We start from the raw sequence: 18,742 nt of genomic DNA, 5'->3' as shown, positions 1-18,742 counted from the left end.
AACCAATCCGGAGGCGGCATGAGCACCGCCTCCCCGGATTGTCAATGCGTTATTGCTCTTTCGGTGCGTATTCTTCGGAATAGGTTTTAGCCAGGTCTTTCGCCTTCTGCAATTGTTCCGGCGTTAAGTTCTTTTCTAAATCGTCACGGTTTTTGGTTGCGTCCGCAAATTTGTTATTGACGGCGGCACTAAACCAGGCATAGGCTTCGACTGGATCTGCCGCCACACCAATGCCATCACGGTAAAACACGCCTAAGCGGTTTTGGGCTCGACCGTATCCCTGACGCGCAGCCTTGGAAATCCAATCCACCGCTGTGGCTAAATTCTTTTCAACGCCATCGCCATAAAAATACATGTCGCCGATGTCGTATTGGGCAGTGGCATTGCCCTGATCGGCGCTTTTTTGATACCAATAAGCCGCTTTCTTCAAATCCACGCCGCCGTATTTACCCGTGTCGTAGATATTACCCAGCTCCAATTGTGATTTGGCGTGTCCTTTCTCAGCTGCCTTGCTTAAATACTCAAAGGCTTTATTCATGTCTTTCGGTATACCGTCTCCGTATTCATAGATGGTGCCGAGGTTGAATTGCGCGCTGGTATTCCCCAGGTCAGCGGCCTTGGTATACCATTTGACCGCCTCAGGGATACTCTTGCTTACCCCGGTCCCCATGTCGTACATGTAACCAATGGACATCATGGCGTCGGCATTGCCTTTGGCAGCCGCTTTTTGATACCACATCATCGCCGTGTCATAATTTTGTGCCACCCCGGCGCCAAAATTGTACATGTAGCCGATGGCATATTCGGCATTGGCGTTGCCTTGCGCGGCCGCTTTTTCATACCAGCTTAACGCCTTGGTATAGCCTTCCGGTGTTTTTTGATACCAATAAAAGTCTGCCAGTAAAACCTGAGCATCCACATTGCCCTGGTTGGCTGATGCCAGCAGCCATTGTTCCGTTTTTTCCGCGCTGTAGGGAACGCCCTGGGCGTGATAATACATGGAACCAAGAAGGTATTGAGCCTTGGCATCGCCTTTTGCCGCCTCTTCAGAAAGGAGCATGTACGCTTTGTCATAACGTTGCTGATTATAGGCTTCCTCACCCTCAGCGGTGGTTGCAAACACAGGAAAACTGCTCATTAACGCGGCAAGAGAAACAGCTAAAAGGCTCTTTTTCATCTCCATGATATGACCTTATTTAATGGTTTCAGCTTTCTAATTTATAGATAATGTTTGGAAATTTTGCCAATAATCAAGGGAATAAAAAAAAAGCGGCGTTAAGCTGGCTAATCGGCATTGGGATCAAAGGTTTCAAAATCGCCCTCGGTTAATGAACTGTACTGATCCACCTGCTCCCCGTGAGAAGGGTTCTCTTTGGGTTGCTCCGCCACGACATGCTCTTGTTTTTCCTGACGGGCATTCTGATGATTTTTTTTCCACTCCTGCAATGACTCTTTATTTAAACCAGGCATGACTGTTGTCTTCTGCGAAACGTATTCAAAGTTTAGTCAGAAATGTGCAATTCTGCTTCAAACTCCTGACTAATCAGGCTACCATTACCTTACTCATTGTAAATGACATGACGCGTATGGCTCAGAATTTTATCGACAAGCTGCTACACCATGCAGATACCGCGCTGCGCACCCTTTGTCCGCCGCAACAGCGGGTATGCAGCCGCCCTCTACCCAATGAAGGCATCGTTAACGCAGCCCCTTTGACCGACAGGGAAAAACAGCACGTCGCCGGCTTGATGCGGGTTAACCATGCTGGTGAAGTCTGCGCTCAAGCCCTGTATCAGGGACAGGCGATGACGGCACGCTTAACGGAAGTCCGTCAGCAAATGGAACAGGCCGCGGCTGAAGAAGTGGATCATCTGGCCTGGTGTGAAAGGCGTCTTCTGGAATTAAACAGCCGGCCGAGCGTACTCAACCCCTTATGGTACCTGGGTTCTCTGTGCATAGGCGCCTTAGCGGGGCTGGCCGGGGATAAATGGAGCTTAGGCTTTGTGGCTGAAACAGAACGTCAGGTCGGCGCTCATCTGCGGGATCACCTGGATAACCTGCCGGCGGCTGATTTAAAAACCAAAGCCATCCTTCAGCAGATGCACGAGGAAGAAAGCCATCACGCGGCCATGGCCGAAGCAGCAGGTGCAGCCGCATTGCCCTCCCCCATTCAGGCCATGATGTCGACCGTGTCCAAATTAATGACTAAAACGAGCTATTACCTGTGAGTCTCTTTAACCTGTTTCTCATTCTTGTCGGCCTGGCGCTAGTTCTGCTCAACGGCTTTTTTGTGGCGGCGGAATTCGGCATGGTTAAACTGCGTAATACCCGCGTGGCTGCCCTGTTGGATGAATACCCTATCCGCGGCAAAATTCTCGCCAAAGTCCATGAGCAGCTTGATGCCTACCTCTCGGCCTGTCAATTGGGCATTACCTTAGCCTCCCTGGGATTAGGCTGGATAGGGGAGCCTGCTTTTTCAAGGCTTTTGACCCCTTTGCTGCATGCCATGGGGTTTATGAGCGATACCGTTATCGAATTCCTCAGTTTTATTTTTGCTTTTTCCCTGATTTCGTTTCTCCACATCGTGGTTGGCGAGCTGATGCCCAAGTCGCTGGCAATCCGACAAAGCGAACAGATTTCCCTGTGGACTGCCGTGCCGCTTTATGGGTTTTACTGGCTGATGTATCCCATCATCTGGATTCTAAACTCCTGCTCTAATTTTTTATTGACGTTACTCGATCTGGATGTCATTCACCCCAGTGAGCAGGCGTACTCCAATGATGAAATCAAGTTAATTCTGCGCTCAAGCCAGATTCACGGCGAGTTAACCCCTCAGGCCAGCAGTATCCTTGCACATACGCTTGAACTGGCTGACCTGCAGGCCATGGATGTCATGCGCTCTTCCGATGACATCGTCATGATTCATACCCCCATCATCAAACGCCAACTGGTTGAAACCATCACCCGCACGCGCTTCAGCCGCTACCCCGTCTATGATCGCAAGAAAAAACAGATTATCGGCTTGTTGCACGTAAAAGACATCCAGATGCTTCTGGAGAACCATCACAGTGACGACACGCTGCCTTTGCAGGACGTGATTCGTCCGATTCCCAAGGTGTCCTACCGGCTGCCGGCTCTGGCTTTGCTCAGGCAATTCCAAAGGGAAATCCCTCATTTTGCGCTGGTGTATGGCCGTCAGAAAAACATTATCGGCTTCATTACCCTCGATAATTTACTGCATCTGGTCATTGGCGTGATTAAGGATGAATTCCATAAAACGCAGGATGCCTGGATTCAACATGGTGACGGCTCCCTCACGGTAAAAGGCGATTGCCCTCTTTACGCATTGGAAAGAGCCCTTAATATTGAAATCATCCTAAACAGTGAGGAAGAAGAGGAAGTATCCACGGTCACCGGTTTGATTCTCTATAAGCTTGGCTCACTGCCCAAAGAAGGACAGACGGTTCAATTTACTGATTTTTCCGCTACTATAGAAAGCATTCAGGGTGCACGGATTACTCAGATCCGCATTGTTCCTCGCAAAAATGAATTTGAGGATACGGTCGATAAGGAATAAGGATAACCATGGACACCGGCACTTTCTTTATCCTTTTTGTGATTGTCATTGCCTTTGTTTTTGATTTTATCAATGGCTTTCATGATGCTGCCAACGCCATAGCCACCATTGTCACCACCGGCGTTTTAACCCCGAAAAAAGCGGTACTCTGGGCTGCGTTTTTTAATCTCATTGCCTTTTTAGTCTTTAGCTTGTCGGTGGCCAAAACCATAGGCAGCGGCCTCGTCAATCCTGGTTTGGTGGATCCGCAGTTAATTTTCGCCGCCTTAATGGGTGCCATTTTCTGGAATTTAGCCACCTGGTATTATGGTCTTCCTTCCAGCTCCTCCCATGCCTTAATTGGCGGGTTGGCTGGGGCTGCGGTGGCTAAAGCGGGCTTTTCAGCCTTGATCCCAGCCGGCTTTAGCAAGGTCGTGGCGGGAATTTTTATCTCACCACTTGTGGGCATGCTGATTGGCTATTGGTTAACCTTAGGCATGACGCGGTTGGCCAAACGGTATCCTCGGGAGCGGACGGAGCGCCTGTTTAAACGACTCCAACTCGCTTCCTCGGCATTACTCAGCCTGACTCACGGCGGCAATGACGCCCAAAAGACCATGGGAATTATCGCCATCCTGCTTTATTCCGCCTCCTGGCTTAAAGGAGACTTTCATGTGCCCTTCTGGGTCGTCATTTCATGCCATACCGTCATTGCCCTGGGTACATTAGCGGGGGGATGGCGCATTGTCGACACCATGGGAAAAAAAATCACTGAACTGACGACCCTTCGCGGCTGTGCCGCTGAGACCGGAGCCGCTGCCATGATTTTTGCTGCGACAGAACTGGGAGTGCCAATTTCCACCACACACACGGTCACCGGTGCCATCGCGGGTGTCGGTTTCGTCAATGGACCGAGTCTCATGCATTGGCCGGTTTTAAGGCGCATTTTTTTAGCGTGGTTACTGACCATTCCAGCAGCCGGCATCGTGGCTGCCGGCATCATGTTAACTATCCAGTGAAATAATGAATCATGCCGCGTGTCAATCCGATGAGCGCTAAGGCATACACTACCGTACCAGCGTAGGCTAAGACCAGAAAAAGGCCGTCCTTCTCGGCAATTCCCAAGCCAAACAGAATGATTAGCATGGCAAAAATAAAATTGCTAAAGGGAATGGGCAGCAACAATAAAATGCTTAACAACAGCAGAATCACGCCATGCATCCTCTCCATGAAGGGCGTAGAAAAAAAAGTCAGCCGCGGCTTCAGCAAGCGCTCAACGTACATTAAATAGGGCCGGGTTTTAGTCACCACATCGAGCAGGGTGCCGCGCTCAATGCTGCGATCGGCCAATTGCCTCGGCAACCACAGGATTCGGCGGCCTATCAGTAAATGAATGGCGATAAACAGGATGGGTAAGCCAAAAATAAAGGAAATACCGGGAATGGCAGAGACAGGCAAGGCACTGGGCAGAGCAAACAAAATCATAATAAGACCAAACGCCTGATCACCCAATTCCTTAACCAATTCACGAAAACAAACACGGCTCTCCTTTTCATGTTTCATCGCAATTTTTTTAAGCAGATGGGAAATTGACTGTTTTCTGCTTTTCTTTAACTCTTTTTTGTTCAAAAGCAACTCCTGACCTCATGGCTTTTCCTGTTTCACGGGATTTAAGCGGCTGGCAAATTGACTGTAGCTAAAGTAAATCACAACCCCCACCAGCATCCAGATTAAAAACCGCAACTGGGTAACCCAGGGAAGATTGATGATGAGATAAGCGCAGCTCACGATGCCAAGAATAGGAACCACCGGCATCCACGGTGTTTTAAACGGCCGCGGCATCTCAGGATGAGTATAGCGCAGAATAATAACACCAAGGCAGACGATGACAAAGGCAAACAGAGTGCCGATGTTCACCAGTTCAGCCAAATCGGAAATCGGAATCAGGGCGGAAATCAGTGCCATCACGCTACCGCACAGCAGTACGATGCGCACCGGCGTTTTGGTCACCGGATGCGTTTGGGCAAAGTACTGGGGCAGCAGGCCGTCCCGCGCCATGGCAAAGAATACCCGGGTTAATCCATAAAACAACACCAGCATGACCGTGGTCAGCCCGGCAATTGCGCCCACACCAATAAGCCCTGCCGCCACCTTGTAATTGAGCATGATGAGCGCATGGCTAATTGGCGAAGACACATTCAGCGTACTGTAATGGGCTATGCCTGTCAGCAGAGCCGCCACGATCATATAAAGGATGGTACAGATGATCAATGAACCGAGTATACCGCGCGGCAAGTCACGCTGCGGATTGATGGCTTCTTCAGCCGCCGTCGAAACGGCATCAAAACCAATGTAGGCGAAAAAAATCAAGGCAGCACCACTCATCACGCCCGTCCAGCCAAAGGGCATAAAGGGCGACCAATTGACCGGATTCACATTCATGCTGGCAATGATAATGAATAGGAGAATTACGGTGAGCTTAATAAAAACCATCACATTATTGGTCCGGGAACTCGACTTGACACCCAATATCAGCAAGGCGGTTAAAAAGAGAATAATGCCCATGGCAAAGACATTGAGCCAGCCATCATTTAAAGGCCCATGCAAAAGAGAGGGAGGCAAATCCAGTTTTACTATTTTAAGCATGTCATTAAAATAGCCGCTGAAGCCCACGGAAACAGCAGAAACCGAAATGGAGTATTCAAGAATAAGATCCCATCCGACAATCCAGGCTATCAATTCACCAAAACCAGCATAGGCATACCCATAGGCACTGCCACAACCGCCAATCGATGCTGCAAGCTCCGCATAAGAGAGCGCTGAAAAAGCACAGGCAAAGCCAGCAACTACATAAGAAAGAATAATCGCAGGCCCGGCATGCGTTGCTGCAACAATGCCTGTCAGCACAAAAATCCCTGCGCCGATGATTGCCCCGACGCCGAGAAACATCAGGTCAAAGGCTGTCAGGCATTGAGCCAGACGGGGCGCCCCATTCATCGATTCATGTATGGCTTTTTTGCGAAACAAGTCCATGTTAGTATGCTCTTTGTGCCGTTTGAATGTTGAAAGCAATAAGCGATCCAATCTCGCTGATTGCCTTAATCAGTTGCTGAGAATACGGAAACACAGAAATTAATGAAAAATTCATCACTCATTTTTGTCTTCACTTCCCTATTAATATGGCAACCGGCCTATGCCCATGAGGCCACCCCCTGCGCCAGCAAACCCTGGTTGTTAAGAAAACTGTGTTTACGGCTTCATCAGATCTGGTATGAAGGCAGTAATGAAATGTACTTGCCCTTTTATGCCTGGCATAACCGGTTCATGTACACTGAAGAAAAACTGCGTACAACCCGTTACAATGAAAACGCCTGGGGCGGCGGCATGGGCAAAGGCTTTTACGATGAAGACGGGGATTGGCACGGCCTCTACGCCATGGCCTTTCTAGACTCCCACAAACATGTGCAACCCGTGGCGGGTTATGCTTTTTTAAAAAACCTGCAACTGTCCCCCAATGCCAGAATCGGCGGCGGCTATTCCGTGCTGGTTACCATGCGACCGGATATTTTTGACGGCTACCCTTTTCCCGGCGCAGCACCCTGGATAAGCCTGACCTACAAGCAGGTGTCACTGTCCGCAGCCTACGTACCGGGCGGAACTAATATTGGCAATGTGCTCTTTGTTTTTGCACGCCTGACCTTTGACAAGGCATAAAATTTATTTCCTGACGTCTTGCATCTTCTCACTCCCCTTGCTACGCTGACCCGGCATTTTTGCAACCTAAAGGAGAGTCTTACATGAAGTTTACTGCCAAACTTGCTGCCTTTGCGAGCGCTTTATTTTTGGCCAGCGCCACCTGGGCTGCCAGTCACACCGTGGAATCCTGCCCTGACGTTAGCGTAATTAAAAACGAAGGGTTAAGCATGGCTCAGGTCATCATGTCCAACACCTACCTGACTTACCACATCAGTCAATACAATACCGATAACACCTGGGTATTTGGTATTGGTCCTGTTCAGGCAAGTGATGAAGAACAAGCCCTGGAAGAAGGCAATGCCCTGCTTTATCATTTATCCGGCCGCCCCTCTCCAGAAGATGATGGCGAAGGGTACAGTTACTGTATTTATGATCTGGGTTCTGATAATGTCCAGGCCTTTGCACTGCGCGCCGCCGACATGAAATCCATTCACCAGCTTAAAAAATTCCTGCACAAATAAGTCAAGACAGGGCATGGATTTCAAAAGCGTCCATGCCCATTGGAGTCCATTGTGGTCACACGTTGCGGATGGTGTAAACAGGATCCCCTGTACACCGCTTACCATGATGAGGAGTGGGGCGTTCCCGTCCGAAACCCTCAAAAACTGTTTGAAATGCTTGTCCTGGAAAGCATGCAGGCCGGACTGAGCTGGATTACCGTACTTAGAAAGCGAGACGCCATGCGTCAAGCCTTTATGCAATTCTCGCCACAGCATTTAGCTCAGGCATCGGATTCTGATCTTGCAGTCATGCTCCTGAATCCCGAAATCATTCGTAACCGATTAAAGATTCAATCAGTACGCACCAATGCCCAGGCGTTTTTACGGGTCGCGGAGCGGGAAAATGTCGCGGCGTACTTCTGGCAATTTACCGATGGCGAGGTGAAAAAAAATCGGTGGGAAACCTTAAGCCAGATTCCAGCAGTAACGGAAGAATCGACCCGCATGGCCAGACAACTCAAAAAAGACGGCTTTGCCTTCCTGGGACCAACCACCTGCTATGCCTTTATGCAGGCCGTGGGGATGGTCAATGATCATGTAACCGACTGTTTCCGCTGGTCCACCTGTTAATACAAAAGTGGAGCTTTCAGGCAGTATGTGCTAACTTTTTAAGAAAAGAAAGCAAGGACTTCAGGATGAAAACCTTTATAGAACAAGCCCGCTTTTACGCTCAATACCATCAAAAAACAGCCACTTTTTATACCCATATCATTGGGGTTCCGCTCATCATCCTGTCGCTGATGATCCTGCTCGGATTTGTAAGACTGGTCATACCACCCAATGTGCTGAACATCAGTTTCGCCGACATCGCCACCCTGCTGTTGTGGATTTATTACATGCGCCTCCATTGGCGTCTGGGTCTGCTTATTCTCCCGGTTCTGGTGATTCTACTCTGGATTGCGAACCTGATAACTTATGCCGGACTCACCAGCGGCGCATTCTGGACTTTCGTGGTCCTGTTCGTGTTGGGTTGGCTGTTGCAATTGGCAGGGCATTTCATTGAAGGTCGCCGTCCCGCTCTAATCGATAATTTTTATCAGGCTCTGGTAGCGCCCTTGTATTTAACAGCCGAAGTCTGCTTTATGGCTGGCTACATGCAGCCCTTAAAACAAGCGATGCACGGCGCGTCCGATAATACCGAGATAGTCACCAAAGCGCCCGAATAATACGAATCCTGACAATTCCCGTCCTGACCTCAAGGCCGCCGGTGGTCAGGACGTTGTGTAAGGCGCGCGTCAGGACTAATTCACCCGCCTTTCATTGATTGCTTACGGATTACAATAGTCACAATAGGTGGGCTCAGCCTCCAAAAGCCCATCGTTTCGCTCCTTTAATTCCTGATAATCGCACCGCACACAGGCCCAGACTTCGTGCTTATAAAACGAGGTTGAGGCTTCACAGAGACGACAGGGAAGGGAACCCTGGGTTGTCTTGAAGCCAAACCCAGGGATACGGCACTCCGGACACAAGGTTGCAATCCGTTGTGCCAATTTATCCGCCAGCTCGCCAAGCACCTCCATCCGGGTGGGGTTCATCATGGCCCGCATGTCCGTGCCTAAAAGCAATTCATTTTCGTTTTGGAAACCGAGTTCCAGAGAAGCATGTAAACAATCCCAATCGCGAATGCCTTTAGCCAGCACCCCTTTATCGGAACCGGCCTGCAACGTCAGGGCATGAGAAGGGAAACCGGTTCGTTTAAGAAAGGCGGTGATATCGGTTGTCTTCTGGATGGTCATCATGGCGTAGTTGGTTTTTTGACTTATCACCTGCTCGGCAATGACTAAACCCGGCTCTCTATCAATGAACACCATCCATTCTTGCGCACTGGCAACAAAAGGGATGAGCGGATGGGGTCCGAAACTGCCTTCGCTCGCCACAGCCAACCGATACCCATACTGCGCTGCTGCCGTTTCAGCCTTGAGCAGGCCTGTTTCATAGGGACTTAAACGGCGTTCAATCTCACCGGTGAAGGTACCAAACTGATCCGTGTTAAAATCATGGATCGCGAGCGTGCAGGACAAGTGCTCGAAAAAGGGTCTGGCGATGGCCCGTTCTTTTTCATGCATGGAGGCCAGAAGCACGGAGTGATGCTCATACAGCATGTTGTTGCTCTCCTTGATTGCATGACGCAGTCTGCGTGTCGCTTAATAAAGTCCAATGGCCCTGAGGATTAAGCTGATAGGGCAACTGGTTGACTGGATCAATGACCAGCAGGTGCACCCATTGGTTAAAGAACAGATTTTTTAGCCGCTCATGCCTGGCAATGATCGACAACACCCTTTCTCTGGGCGCATAAACCACTGTGAGCAACCGTTGGGGTTGATGATACGGCTGTTCATCGCTGCTCATCACCGATTGCAGCGGCAGACCGTGCATTAAATCGCTGCCATTGCCCTGCATAACACCCACTCGTCCAACGACATTGTGCGTGATTTTGCTGCCGCTTCCGAAGGCGACATTATCCAGCGTGGAAAACAAATATTGCGTGTTGATCCATTCAGCGACCACCATGGGGGCAGTTAAAATCGTCTCCAGCAAGGTCCCCTTATCATCCTCCTGCCAATGATAGGAATGAAGAAAACAACGTCCGTCCAACGGAATGTTCTTAGTCAACTGACGCGGTGCGGCAATAAACGCCGCGTTTCGTGCCAGTCCCCATTCAGGACGTGTTTCAGACCAGTCCACGCTTCTGCGGATAACATCCTGATGCGGATTTTTGCTTCCCAAGGTCAATCCGCGTTCTTGATTGGTTTTAAACTGAGCCGCCCTTAAATCATCCTGAAGTTGCTTTAAAAGCGCAGGATAAATGGGCGCAGGCGCATCCTGATGATGAATTTCAACCGCATCCGTGGTGGTATTATGAAGCGCTGCATAAACAAGGGTATCCAGAGGCAGGTGGATGCCGCGCTCTTCCAAACCCCATCGCACCCTGGGCTGATTGAGAATGGCGGCGAGTAGTTGTGCATTAAAGCCGCCATGATTACCGCCACAGGCCCCGCAGTCCAACGCCGAAGCATAGGGATTATTCTCAGTCGCACTCCCGTGACCGCAGAGAATAATGAGTTTGGCAAAATCCGAAGTCAGTCCCATGAGGCGCAACGCTGTTTCAGCATAAGTAATCTGCTCGTGCTGGGACAGGCCATGTTGCCAATCCGCGTCACTCGATTCATAGGCAACCCGAGTGGGCAGGGAAGGAGCAAACCAATGCTTCATGGTTTGAACCGCACGCTGGCTTAGATGGGGCGCCAGGGATTTAAACGCCAGGCTGACACCGCACCAGGGGCCTAAACACTCCGCTAAAGCAAAGGGAGATGAAATATTATGCTTCAACTGCGTGTAGAGGCTCCTTAAACGGCGGATAAACGATTTCCCTTTCTGAGAACGCTTTAAGGTTTTTTCATTGGCGGCGATGGGCGTTTCTTTAATCGCAAACCGGGGCTCTAATAAAACCGGACAACAGGCTTTGGTTTTGCCGGTTTCAAACTCACTGACGCGCACAGGCATTCCAAAAAATCCTGCAAAACCCACTGTTTCGTAGTGTTCTGATGCTTCAATGGCGCGACGGAGAGGCTCTGAGCGAACATCGATACAAAACACCCATTGCGCGGTTTTTCTTCCTGTTTTGATTGCGGGTGTTTTTACTTGCGGCAAAAGCCGGCTAAGCAGTGTCTGCCGATAGGCCGCCTCATTGGCTTTCAATGGCGAAACAAAGGCTTTCATCGCGTCATTGTCCTGCAGATGGGTTTGTTCTTTAGCCGCCAAAGGCCACAGTAAACAGGTCAGCACCAGGCGAACAGCAAGAAAATCAATCAGGGTCACGGGCTTTTCTGATGCGGTGACGCTGCGCCATTCGGTATGCCGTTTCACAAACCCACCCCATCCGGGCAGAGCAAGAAAGGTGCGCGAAAAAAAGCATTCTTCTTGACCGGCAGGCACCCCAAGCGTTAACAGACAGCGCTTAATTGCTTCTTCAGCCGACTCTGGCAATCCTCGCAGAAACTGCTTTGATGTCTGGTTGTTCTGGTGGAGTTGTTTATCAAAGCAGGCTAATTTTAAAAAAGCGAGGTAAAACCCGCTTGCCCGATGCGGCATGGCAATACGGCTTTGTCCTTCATCAAAAAAACCGCTGCACCACTTTATCATTTGCCGGTTTACCGCCAATAGCGAATCAGGCTCTGCTTTTGGCGATTGCCATTGCCTTAAGACCAGTGCGTCCTCAAAATCAAGCGATTCATAGCCATGAAGCGGATTGCAGGCAATAAAGGTTTCAAGCGGCCACACCGGCGCCAGCACCTCGGCCGCTTTTTCAACCAGCGCTCGGATATCAGGCGCCTTATTGAATGTTCGAAGGGGAAGAACCGTCTGTTGATTGCCCCATTCATGATCTTGTGCCAAAGCCATTTTTGCAGTGGTCATCTTTACTCCTCAATGCGTTTTAGTAGCTATAATCGGTCCGTAACGCCGTCACCGTCTTTGCAGAAGGCTGACTGGCATTAAACAGCGTCATATAAAGCCAACAGCCCAACCTTGTTGCGTTTAATTTCTCAGGAAGGCCCCCATTAAATCCAACCCATAAGGCGCCAAACAGGATCATGATTGTCCAATGCAACCATGACAGCGACAGCGTCTGGATCGCCATCAGGCGGGGAAGCAGCAGTTCGATGCCATGAACGCTGACGCCATATAAAAGCCCAGCCAAAGCCGCCGCGACTAACCCGGTAACCAGGCTTCCCCGGCTTTTAGGATGACAAACCCAGGTCAGCATCAACTGGGCACCGGCAATGAATGCAAAAAACAGCACAAAAGCAGATGCTTGCATCCAGGACATGGCTTTATGGGTAATCAGAGCAAACGCGCAGACGGCGATAAACCCGCCCAAAACGGCGGCAAGCAGCGAAATAAAGGACGGCCGCAGGGTGTTGCTTTCTGGCGAAGATTGCGCAATCGCGGCACCCGAGCCTAAAAAAAGAGAGGCTTTAAATAAACCATGCCAACACAGATGAGCGATGGCGGCAGCATACAACCCCAACCCGCATTGCATCATCATAAAACCCATTTGCGCCATGGTTGAACAGGCTAACATTCGTTTAATGTCATGCTGCATCAGTTTAAAGAGGGTGCCTGACAACGCCGAAAGAGTCCCCAATACAAATAAACCCGTCAGCAGTGCCGGATGCTGAGCCATCATTGGCGCAAATTTAACCATGAGTATTCCCCCACCATTGATAAGGCCTGCGTGCATGAATGCAGACACCGGGGTTGGGGAGTTCAAGGAGCTAAGCAGCCAGCGATGAAACGGGAATAATGCGGATTGAATCAGCACAGCAACCAACAGAAAGCTCATCGCCACCTGCGTCAGCGGCAAGTCCGGCGATGGGGCTTGTTGCATGAGGGTCTGAAGAGAGTCCGTTAAACTGCTTAAATAGAAAAGTACAAAAGCCATAAGTAAGGCGAGCGAACCAAAGGCCAACGTATAAAAGGCCAGCATGCCGGCATTTTTCGCGGCGCGCCATTCCTTTTTATGAACCATCAACATCACCAGCAGGCCATTGGACAGGAACCAGGACACCCAAAGCAGGGCGAGGTGGTCTGCAAGAACCATCAACAGCAGACTTAGGGTCAAGGACGACATCAGAATAAAAAAACGCCGGTAAAGCCTGTCTCCCTGCATGTACCGGTATGAAAAGCGATGCACGGCAAAACTGATGAACAAAACCAAGCTGCCTAACAAGGCATTTAACGTATCGATGTTGACCCAGAAACAGAGAACCGACTTCCCAAGCCAGGATAAATAACCCAGCAATCCCACGGCAGCTAAAAAGGCCACCCCCATCAAGTAGCCCGCATACTGTGCACTCACCAGGGGACGAGACGCTAAAACGAGGTGAAGACCCAATGCCATCATCGGACAGCCTAATAACAAGCTTAAAAAAAAGAGAATCATCAAAACCACCATTATCATTAGAATTTCTTTTGTTAAAAGGAAAAATATTAGATATACTGATATAAGTAAAATTAAAAATTATTATTTATATTATTAGGGATTCTAATGTCTCTCGATACAGTCACCCTGCAATGCTTTCTCGCTGTGGCGGAAACACACAGTTTTACCAAAGCTGCGCTGCGCGTCGGCCGCACACAATCGGCGATTAGCCAGCAAATTGCCAAACTTGAACAATTGGTTGAGAAACAACTCATTACCCGTGGACGTGACCTGTCGTTAACCCCTGATGGGGAACTTTTTTTAGGCTATGCCAAACGCATTTATGAACTTCACCGTGAATCGCTCGATCGCTTCAAGGCGCCTGAGCTTCAGGGTGAGCTTCGTTTTGGATTGCCTGAAGATTTTGCTTCCATGATGCTTTCAGACATCCTGGTCGAATTTTCAAGACTCCACCCTCGAGTCATGCTCAATGTGGAGTGCGATTTAACCCTTCGTCTGGTTGAGCGCTTTCATCAAGGCGAGTTTGATTTGATTTTGATAAAAACCAATGAAAAAAACACGGCAAAAGGGGTGAATGTATGGAATGAACCGGTTGAATGGGTAGGAAAAAAAGATCTGCTCCCAACCCTTAATCATCAATCGGTTATTCCTTTAGTCCTCTCCCCGTCTCCCTGCGTTTATCGTGGCAATGTCATCAAATCCTTGAACGAGCATCATTTAAAATGGCGTCTGGCCTTCAGTAGTCCCAGTTATGCAGGTAAAATGGCAGCTGTTCGGGCAGGCTTAGGCATTACCGCGATCCAGCGCAGCATGATTCCAAATGATCTGGATCGATTGGATAATACTGTTTTACCCTCGTTGGATGACATTCATGTATCGCTATTAAAAAGGGAAGAAGAGAATAAGGCCATTGAGTCGTTAGAGTTCTTTATTATGGATAAATTGAAACATTAGGCGAAGGTAAGCTATCCCATGAGTAGAAAGGGTATGAATTCCATTACGGAAGTATTGGACAAAGCGACGATTGCTTCCATCGTCATGATCAGCGTCCTGGTGAGCTTACTGACCTTAAGCATCCCCATTGCCGCCCAGACATTAATTAACCTCATTGCCTTTGGCAAATTACTCCAGCCGGTGGTGACCTTAAGTCTCATCGTCCTGGTGTTAATGCTTGCCCTGGGCGCGTTAACCATTTGGCAGAGTGTCATCATAGAAGTCCTTCAGCAGAAATTGATGGTCAAAATCAGTCTGAATCTCACCCGGCAGTTTACTCATCTCTCACTGGCGAATTTCTCCGTTCATCATGGACCGGAGCTGGTCAACCGCTTTTTCGAGATAACCACGCTGAATAAAGCATTGGCCAGCCTGTTACTGTACGGGGTCAATCTAAGCCTGCAGCTGTTTTTTGGTCTAGTCCTGCTCCTGTTTTACCATCCGCTCTTTCTGGTGTTTGATGGTTTTATCATTCTGGGCATCCTGCTTATCGTTTTCATTCCCTATCGCCGGGGGCTACGGAGTGCCAAGGAGGAGTGTGCGCAGAAACACCAGGTGGGTGCCTGGTTGGAAGAACTGCTCACCAATCGCTTTTTATTCCGCTTTAACGATTACCATCAATACGCCGTCCATCAGGTGGATAAACGTCTGGTTTCCTTTTTAAAAGCGCGCAACACCCATTTTAGGCAGCTGATTAAACATCAGTTCGGGTTTTACCTGCTTTCCGCTTTTGCCAGTAGTCTGCTGTTGGGCCTGGGTGGGTATTTAATTATCAATAACCAATTAAGTTTAGGGCAATTGGTTGCCGCCGAGATTGTCCTTGGGGCTTTAATCTACACCTTCAAACGCTTTAGCGTCTTACTGGAAAATTACTATGACCTGGTGGCCTCTGAAGATAAAATTGATACCGTGTTAAATCTGCCCTGCGAAACCATAAAAACAGAACTCAGTGAATTGATTATCCCCATGCAAAGCCTTACCCTCATGACTCAAGATAAAAAAGAAGCGTCAAGCCGCATGGGAGAGCCGCTTGTGATTGGTGTGGATGAATCAAAACCGGGTCAATACATCGCGGAATTAATTCTGGGATTTAAAAACAGTCTCCCAATCACCATTCTCGTCAACAACATCCTCTGCCTGGAAGAGCATCGACGCTCCCTTCGCGAGCATGCCTTGTTAATTCGCGATAATGAATGGTTTGCCGGCAGCATTTACGATAACCTCAGGCTGAATCATCCGTCTTTTTCCACTGAGCGACTCAAAGATCTGTTAATCGCCTTCGGACTCATGGATAAAATCATGCGGCAGCCTCATGGCTTAAAAAGCATTATTTTTGATTGGGAAGGCGTATTTACCCCACTTGAGCTTGTTCAACTCATGGTTATTCGTGCCATGCTGGCAAGGCCTCAGCTTCTCATCATTGATGGCACCCTGGATAAGCTAAACCGAAAAGACATCGAGCGCATCCTGTCGCATTTAGCCGCGATGAATGACACCATTCTGATTATCATAACACGTTACCCTGAGCTTATTCCGCTTGCTAACCGCCTGGTGCTCTCATGAAGTTACATGCCGACAAGATGATTGGTAAGTTACCGAACCCGCGCAAAATTGCCAGGGTTATTTTTTTAATCCTGTTGATTCTGTTTTTGTTTTTAAGCGTCACTCCCTGGCAACAATTCGCTTTAGGAAGCGGCAAAGTGATTGCCTTCTCTCCCACTGAACGGCCCCACACGGTCAATTCGCCCATCAATGGCCGCATAAAAAAATGGTATGTTGATGAGGGCATGCGCGTTAATCCCGGCGATCCGCTGGTGGATATCAACGACAATGATCCGCAATTACTGAAACGTCTGGCGCTTGAGAAAAAGGCCATCCTGCTTCGCATTGATGCCGCAGAGAGAGCGTTGCTGGCTGGAGAAGCAAACCTTAAGCGGCAAAAAAATCTCTATCAGCAAGGCATTAATTCCAAACGTCAGTACGAACTCGCGCAAATTGAATACACGAAATACCAGAATGAATTGGCACAGGCCAATATTGATAAGGTCACTATTGATGTTCGCATTGCAAGACAGCAATCCCAGCTCATTAAAGCCCATGTCAAAGGCATCATTTTTAAACGGTTAACCGGACAGGAGAGCGTGGTTGTCAAGGAAGGGGACATATTGGCGCAGATTATTCCAGAGACCGAGTCGCGCGCGGTGGAACTATGGATTGACGGCAATGACATTCCTTTTGTCCACTTACATCAGAAAGCACGCTTACAATTTGAAGGATGGCCTGCCATTCAATTCCGCGGATGGCCTCAGATTGCCGTGGGTACTTTTGGGGGAAAGGTGGCGTTCATTGATCCCACAGACAATGGACTGGGCCTTTTCCGCGCAGTGATTGTGCCTGATGAGCAGTGGCCTTCACCGCAATTTCTCAGGCAAGGGGTCCGCGTTCATGGCTGGGTTCAATTAGGGGAAGTTCCGCTTTGGTATGAATTATGGCGCCAGTTTAATGGCTTTCCGCCTGAAAGCGTAGCGGGGAAAACAAACCCATGATCGTTAAGAATCAGGTTCTATTAGCGTTGGCAGGACTAGGTGTCCTTCTAATTCCCCACGGCGCCCATGCGTTGCAAAAACCCCGCATGCTCCATTTAGTTGACGTACTGCAAAGCATTAATCACCATTACCCGCAGGTGAAAATTGCCCGCCTTGACATCGCAAAAGCACAGGGTGAGTTAATCAAAGCCCATGGTCAATTTGATCCGGAGCTTAAAGCCATCACCCGCTCCCAACCGGCTGGCGGCTACATCAACAATTATGGCGATACGCAGTTTACCGTGCCTACCTTTTACAATGGCGTCAAACTTTTTGCGGGCTACCGTAAGGGGGAGGGGGATTGGCCCATTTACTATAAAAATTATTTAACCAACTCAGGCGGTGAATACCGGGCAGGATTATCACTGCCTTTGCTTCGTGATCGGTTAATTGATAAACAGCGCACGGCCTTACTTTCCTCCGCCGAATTGATTCTCATGAAACAACAGGATGCTGAAGCTGTAAGAATTAAAATCTACCAGGAAGCCATCCAGGCTTACTGGCAATGGGTAGAAGCAGGACTGCAATTAAAGACATTTGAACAACTGCTGCACTTGGCAAAACAACGCCAGCATGCCATTGAGCAGCAGGCACAACAGGGCGATTTGCCCACGCTGGCCATCAGTGAAAATCGACAGCAGATACTCCAAAGGGAGCAACTGCTGAACCAGGGCCGAATGTTATTCGAACAGGCCAGCGTGAATCTGTCGCTTTATTATCGCAATGACAAGGGCAAACCAGTCATTCCGAGAGAATACACCGTGCCTTCGTTGGTCCAGGCCTCTACACCGCTGACTAAAAGCCCCGTACCGCTTCACCAACATCCTGAGCTTAAAAAGCTCACTAATTACTCCCATATCGTCAAATTAAAGCGTGATTTGGCAAGAAATGCACTGTTACCCCAGCTGGATGCCACCGCCTACACGTTCAAGCAAAACGGCACCGGCGGAGACCCTTTATTGATTCCCCAGGCCGCCATGGTCGGCGTCTCCTTTAAATTTCCCTTGTTGCAAAGGCAGGCTAAGGGCGATTTAATTCAGGCGGAAAGCGAATTACGCCAGATCAGAGTCGCAAGACGTTTTTTTTATGACCAGTTGCACAATGATTATTTAAACATGCGCATTGGCATTCGGCGGGGAATTCAACAAATCACACTTTTAACCCGGGAATTGAGACTGGCGCAAAAAGTACAACAGGGCGAAGCCAAAAAATTTTATGAGGGTGATAGCACGCTTTTTTTAGTCAATCAACGCGAACAAACAACCACGCAAATAGCCCTCAATACCTTGCATGCGCAAGCGATTGTTGAAGAACTCAAGGCAAAAGTGCGCTTTTTTGCTACTGCACACCTTACACCCTGCCCCTGCAAGCCGTGTAAACAGAAAACCGGCGCAGGGGATAAATAATC

18 protein-coding genes are annotated in these 18,742 nt (G+C 49.1%); 11 read left to right on the top strand and 7 right to left on the bottom strand.

What is annotated here, in order from left to right; all coding sequences use genetic code 11:
• Positions 1–49: 49 nt before the first annotated feature.
• Positions 50–1,183 (bottom strand): tetratricopeptide repeat protein, encoded by a 1,134-nt coding sequence (locus tag DYE45_RS00170; RefSeq protein WP_108291098.1) that lies wholly within the window; start codon positions 1,181–1,183, stop codon positions 50–52.
• Positions 1,184–1,284: 101 nt separating this feature from the next.
• Entirely contained in the window at positions 1,285–1,470 is a 186-nt protein-coding gene (locus DYE45_RS00165) for a hypothetical protein (protein WP_115300243.1), read from the bottom strand.
• A gap of 116 nt (positions 1,471–1,586) precedes the next feature.
• Here DYE45_RS00165 and coq7 point away from each other — a divergent pair, with 116 nt between their 5' ends.
• The 3 genes from coq7 to DYE45_RS00150 are packed head-to-tail and all read left to right on the top strand — an operon-like array spanning position 1,587 to position 4,575.
• Positions 1,587–2,228, top strand: a complete 642-nt coding sequence (gene coq7, locus DYE45_RS00160) for a 2-polyprenyl-3-methyl-6-methoxy-1,4-benzoquinone monooxygenase (protein ID WP_242602664.1) — start codon at positions 1,587–1,589, stop codon at positions 2,226–2,228.
• Positions 2,225–3,577, top strand: coding sequence for a hemolysin family protein (locus DYE45_RS00155; protein ID WP_242602663.1), 1,353 nt, complete (start codon positions 2,225–2,227; stop codon positions 3,575–3,577). The genes coq7 and DYE45_RS00155 overlap by 4 nt, the downstream gene beginning before the upstream one ends.
• A gap of 8 nt (positions 3,578–3,585) precedes the next feature.
• Positions 3,586–4,575 (top strand): inorganic phosphate transporter, encoded by a 990-nt coding sequence (locus DYE45_RS00150; RefSeq protein ID WP_108291094.1) that lies wholly within the window; start codon positions 3,586–3,588, stop codon positions 4,573–4,575.
• Here the strand turns inward: DYE45_RS00150 and DYE45_RS00145 are convergent.
• Both DYE45_RS00145 and DYE45_RS00140 read right to left on the bottom strand, forming a co-directional pair.
• Positions 4,565–5,185 carry an exopolysaccharide biosynthesis protein gene (locus DYE45_RS00145; RefSeq protein ID WP_108291092.1) on the bottom strand — a complete coding sequence of 207 codons (621 nt, stop codon included), beginning with the start codon at positions 5,183–5,185 and terminating at the stop codon, positions 4,565–4,567. The two genes, DYE45_RS00150 and DYE45_RS00145, sit on opposite strands and share 11 nt — an antisense overlap.
• 15 nt (positions 5,186–5,200) lie before the next feature.
• Positions 5,201–6,589, bottom strand: a complete 1,389-nt coding sequence (locus DYE45_RS00140; RefSeq protein WP_108291090.1) for an amino acid permease — start codon at positions 6,587–6,589, stop codon at positions 5,201–5,203.
• A gap of 102 nt (positions 6,590–6,691) precedes the next feature.
• Here DYE45_RS00140 and pagP point away from each other — a divergent pair, with 102 nt between their 5' ends.
• The 4 genes from pagP to DYE45_RS00120 all read left to right on the top strand — a co-directional run bounded on the left by pagP (position 6,692) and on the right by DYE45_RS00120 (position 8,978).
• Complete coding sequence (gene pagP / locus DYE45_RS00135; protein ID WP_115300242.1) at positions 6,692–7,270, top strand: lipid IV(A) palmitoyltransferase PagP; 579 nt, start codon at positions 6,692–6,694, stop codon at positions 7,268–7,270.
• A gap of 83 nt (positions 7,271–7,353) precedes the next feature.
• Entirely contained in the window at positions 7,354–7,773 is a 420-nt protein-coding gene (locus DYE45_RS00130; protein WP_115300241.1) for a DUF4949 domain-containing protein, read from the top strand.
• Between the two features lie 51 nt (positions 7,774–7,824).
• Positions 7,825–8,382 (top strand): DNA-3-methyladenine glycosylase I, encoded by a 558-nt coding sequence (locus tag DYE45_RS00125; RefSeq protein WP_207393857.1) that lies wholly within the window; start codon positions 7,825–7,827, stop codon positions 8,380–8,382.
• 65 nt (positions 8,383–8,447) lie between these two features.
• Positions 8,448–8,978, top strand: a complete 531-nt coding sequence (locus tag DYE45_RS00120; RefSeq protein ID WP_108291082.1) for an Mpo1 family 2-hydroxy fatty acid dioxygenase — start codon at positions 8,448–8,450, stop codon at positions 8,976–8,978.
• A 102-nt stretch (positions 8,979–9,080) separates the two neighbouring features.
• Here the strand turns inward: DYE45_RS00120 and DYE45_RS00115 are convergent, their stop codons facing one another.
• Genes DYE45_RS00115 through DYE45_RS00105 form a run of 3 tightly spaced genes read right to left on the bottom strand, consistent with a single transcriptional unit; the run spans position 9,081 to position 13,756 of the window.
• Entirely contained in the window at positions 9,081–9,914 is an 834-nt protein-coding gene (locus DYE45_RS00115; protein WP_115300239.1) for a DUF6671 family protein, read from the bottom strand.
• Positions 9,904–12,228, bottom strand: a complete 2,325-nt coding sequence (locus DYE45_RS00110; RefSeq protein WP_108291078.1) for a DUF2309 domain-containing protein — start codon at positions 12,226–12,228, stop codon at positions 9,904–9,906. The genes DYE45_RS00115 and DYE45_RS00110 overlap by 11 nt, the downstream gene beginning before the upstream one ends.
• A 19-nt stretch (positions 12,229–12,247) precedes the next feature.
• A complete protein-coding gene (locus DYE45_RS00105; RefSeq protein WP_242602662.1) occupies positions 12,248–13,756 on the bottom strand; it encodes a proton-conducting transporter transmembrane domain-containing protein in 1,509 nt (502 codons plus the stop codon).
• 105 nt (positions 13,757–13,861) lie between these two features.
• Here DYE45_RS00105 and DYE45_RS00100 point away from each other — a divergent pair, with 105 nt between their 5' ends.
• From DYE45_RS00100 to DYE45_RS00085, 4 genes are read left to right on the top strand one after another with little or no spacing between them, the layout of a single operon-like run.
• Positions 13,862–14,710: a LysR substrate-binding domain-containing protein gene (locus DYE45_RS00100; protein ID WP_108291076.1), complete on the top strand. Its 849-nt coding sequence runs from the start codon at positions 13,862–13,864 to the stop codon at positions 14,708–14,710.
• Positions 14,711–14,728: 18 nt separating this feature from the next.
• Positions 14,729–16,312, top strand: coding sequence for an ABC transporter transmembrane domain-containing protein (locus tag DYE45_RS00095; protein WP_174703680.1), 1,584 nt, complete (start codon positions 14,729–14,731; stop codon positions 16,310–16,312).
• Positions 16,309–17,295 carry an HlyD family secretion protein gene (locus tag DYE45_RS00090; RefSeq protein WP_108291072.1) on the top strand — a complete coding sequence of 329 codons (987 nt, stop codon included), beginning with the start codon at positions 16,309–16,311 and terminating at the stop codon, positions 17,293–17,295. Before DYE45_RS00095 ends, DYE45_RS00090 begins: the two co-directional genes overlap by 4 nt.
• A complete protein-coding gene (locus DYE45_RS00085) occupies positions 17,292–18,740 on the top strand; it encodes a TolC family protein (protein ID WP_108291070.1) in 1,449 nt (482 codons plus the stop codon). Before DYE45_RS00090 ends, DYE45_RS00085 begins: the two co-directional genes overlap by 4 nt.
• Positions 18,741–18,742 lie beyond the last annotated feature (2 nt).

Origin of the sequence: Legionella taurinensis (assembly GCF_900452865.1) — a bacterium.
Taxonomy (GTDB): Bacteria; Pseudomonadota; Gammaproteobacteria; order Legionellales; family Legionellaceae; genus Legionella_C; species Legionella_C taurinensis.
The sequence above is the reverse complement of the archived record's forward strand: the minus strand, read 5'-3'. Positions and strand labels throughout refer to the sequence as shown.

Coding starts and splice junctions, on each gene's coding strand:
- DYE45_RS00170 (WP_108291098.1), bottom strand. CDS start 1,183: ATGGAGATGAAAAAGAGCCTTTTAGCTGTTTCTCTTGCCGCGTTAATG.
- DYE45_RS00165 (WP_115300243.1), bottom strand. CDS start 1,470: ATGCCTGGTTTAAATAAAGAGTCATTGCAGGAGTGGAAAAAAAATCAT.
- coq7 (WP_242602664.1), top strand. CDS start 1,587: ATGGCTCAGAATTTTATCGACAAGCTGCTACACCATGCAGATACCGCG.
- DYE45_RS00150 (WP_108291094.1), top strand. CDS start 3,586: ATGGACACCGGCACTTTCTTTATCCTTTTTGTGATTGTCATTGCCTTT.
- DYE45_RS00140 (WP_108291090.1), bottom strand. CDS start 6,589: ATGGACTTGTTTCGCAAAAAAGCCATACATGAATCGATGAATGGGGCG.
- pagP (WP_115300242.1), top strand. CDS start 6,692: ATGAAAAATTCATCACTCATTTTTGTCTTCACTTCCCTATTAATATGG.
- DYE45_RS00130 (WP_115300241.1), top strand. CDS start 7,354: ATGAAGTTTACTGCCAAACTTGCTGCCTTTGCGAGCGCTTTATTTTTG.
- DYE45_RS00120 (WP_108291082.1), top strand. CDS start 8,448: ATGAAAACCTTTATAGAACAAGCCCGCTTTTACGCTCAATACCATCAA.
- DYE45_RS00115 (WP_115300239.1), bottom strand. CDS start 9,914: ATGCTGTATGAGCATCACTCCGTGCTTCTGGCCTCCATGCATGAAAAA.
- DYE45_RS00110 (WP_108291078.1), bottom strand. CDS start 12,228: ATGACCACTGCAAAAATGGCTTTGGCACAAGATCATGAATGGGGCAAT.
- DYE45_RS00105 (WP_242602662.1), bottom strand. CDS start 13,756: ATGATTCTCTTTTTTTTAAGCTTGTTATTAGGCTGTCCGATGATGGCA.
- DYE45_RS00100 (WP_108291076.1), top strand. CDS start 13,862: ATGTCTCTCGATACAGTCACCCTGCAATGCTTTCTCGCTGTGGCGGAA.
- DYE45_RS00095 (WP_174703680.1), top strand. CDS start 14,729: ATGAGTAGAAAGGGTATGAATTCCATTACGGAAGTATTGGACAAAGCG.
- DYE45_RS00090 (WP_108291072.1), top strand. CDS start 16,309: ATGAAGTTACATGCCGACAAGATGATTGGTAAGTTACCGAACCCGCGC.
- DYE45_RS00085 (WP_108291070.1), top strand. CDS start 17,292: ATGATCGTTAAGAATCAGGTTCTATTAGCGTTGGCAGGACTAGGTGTC.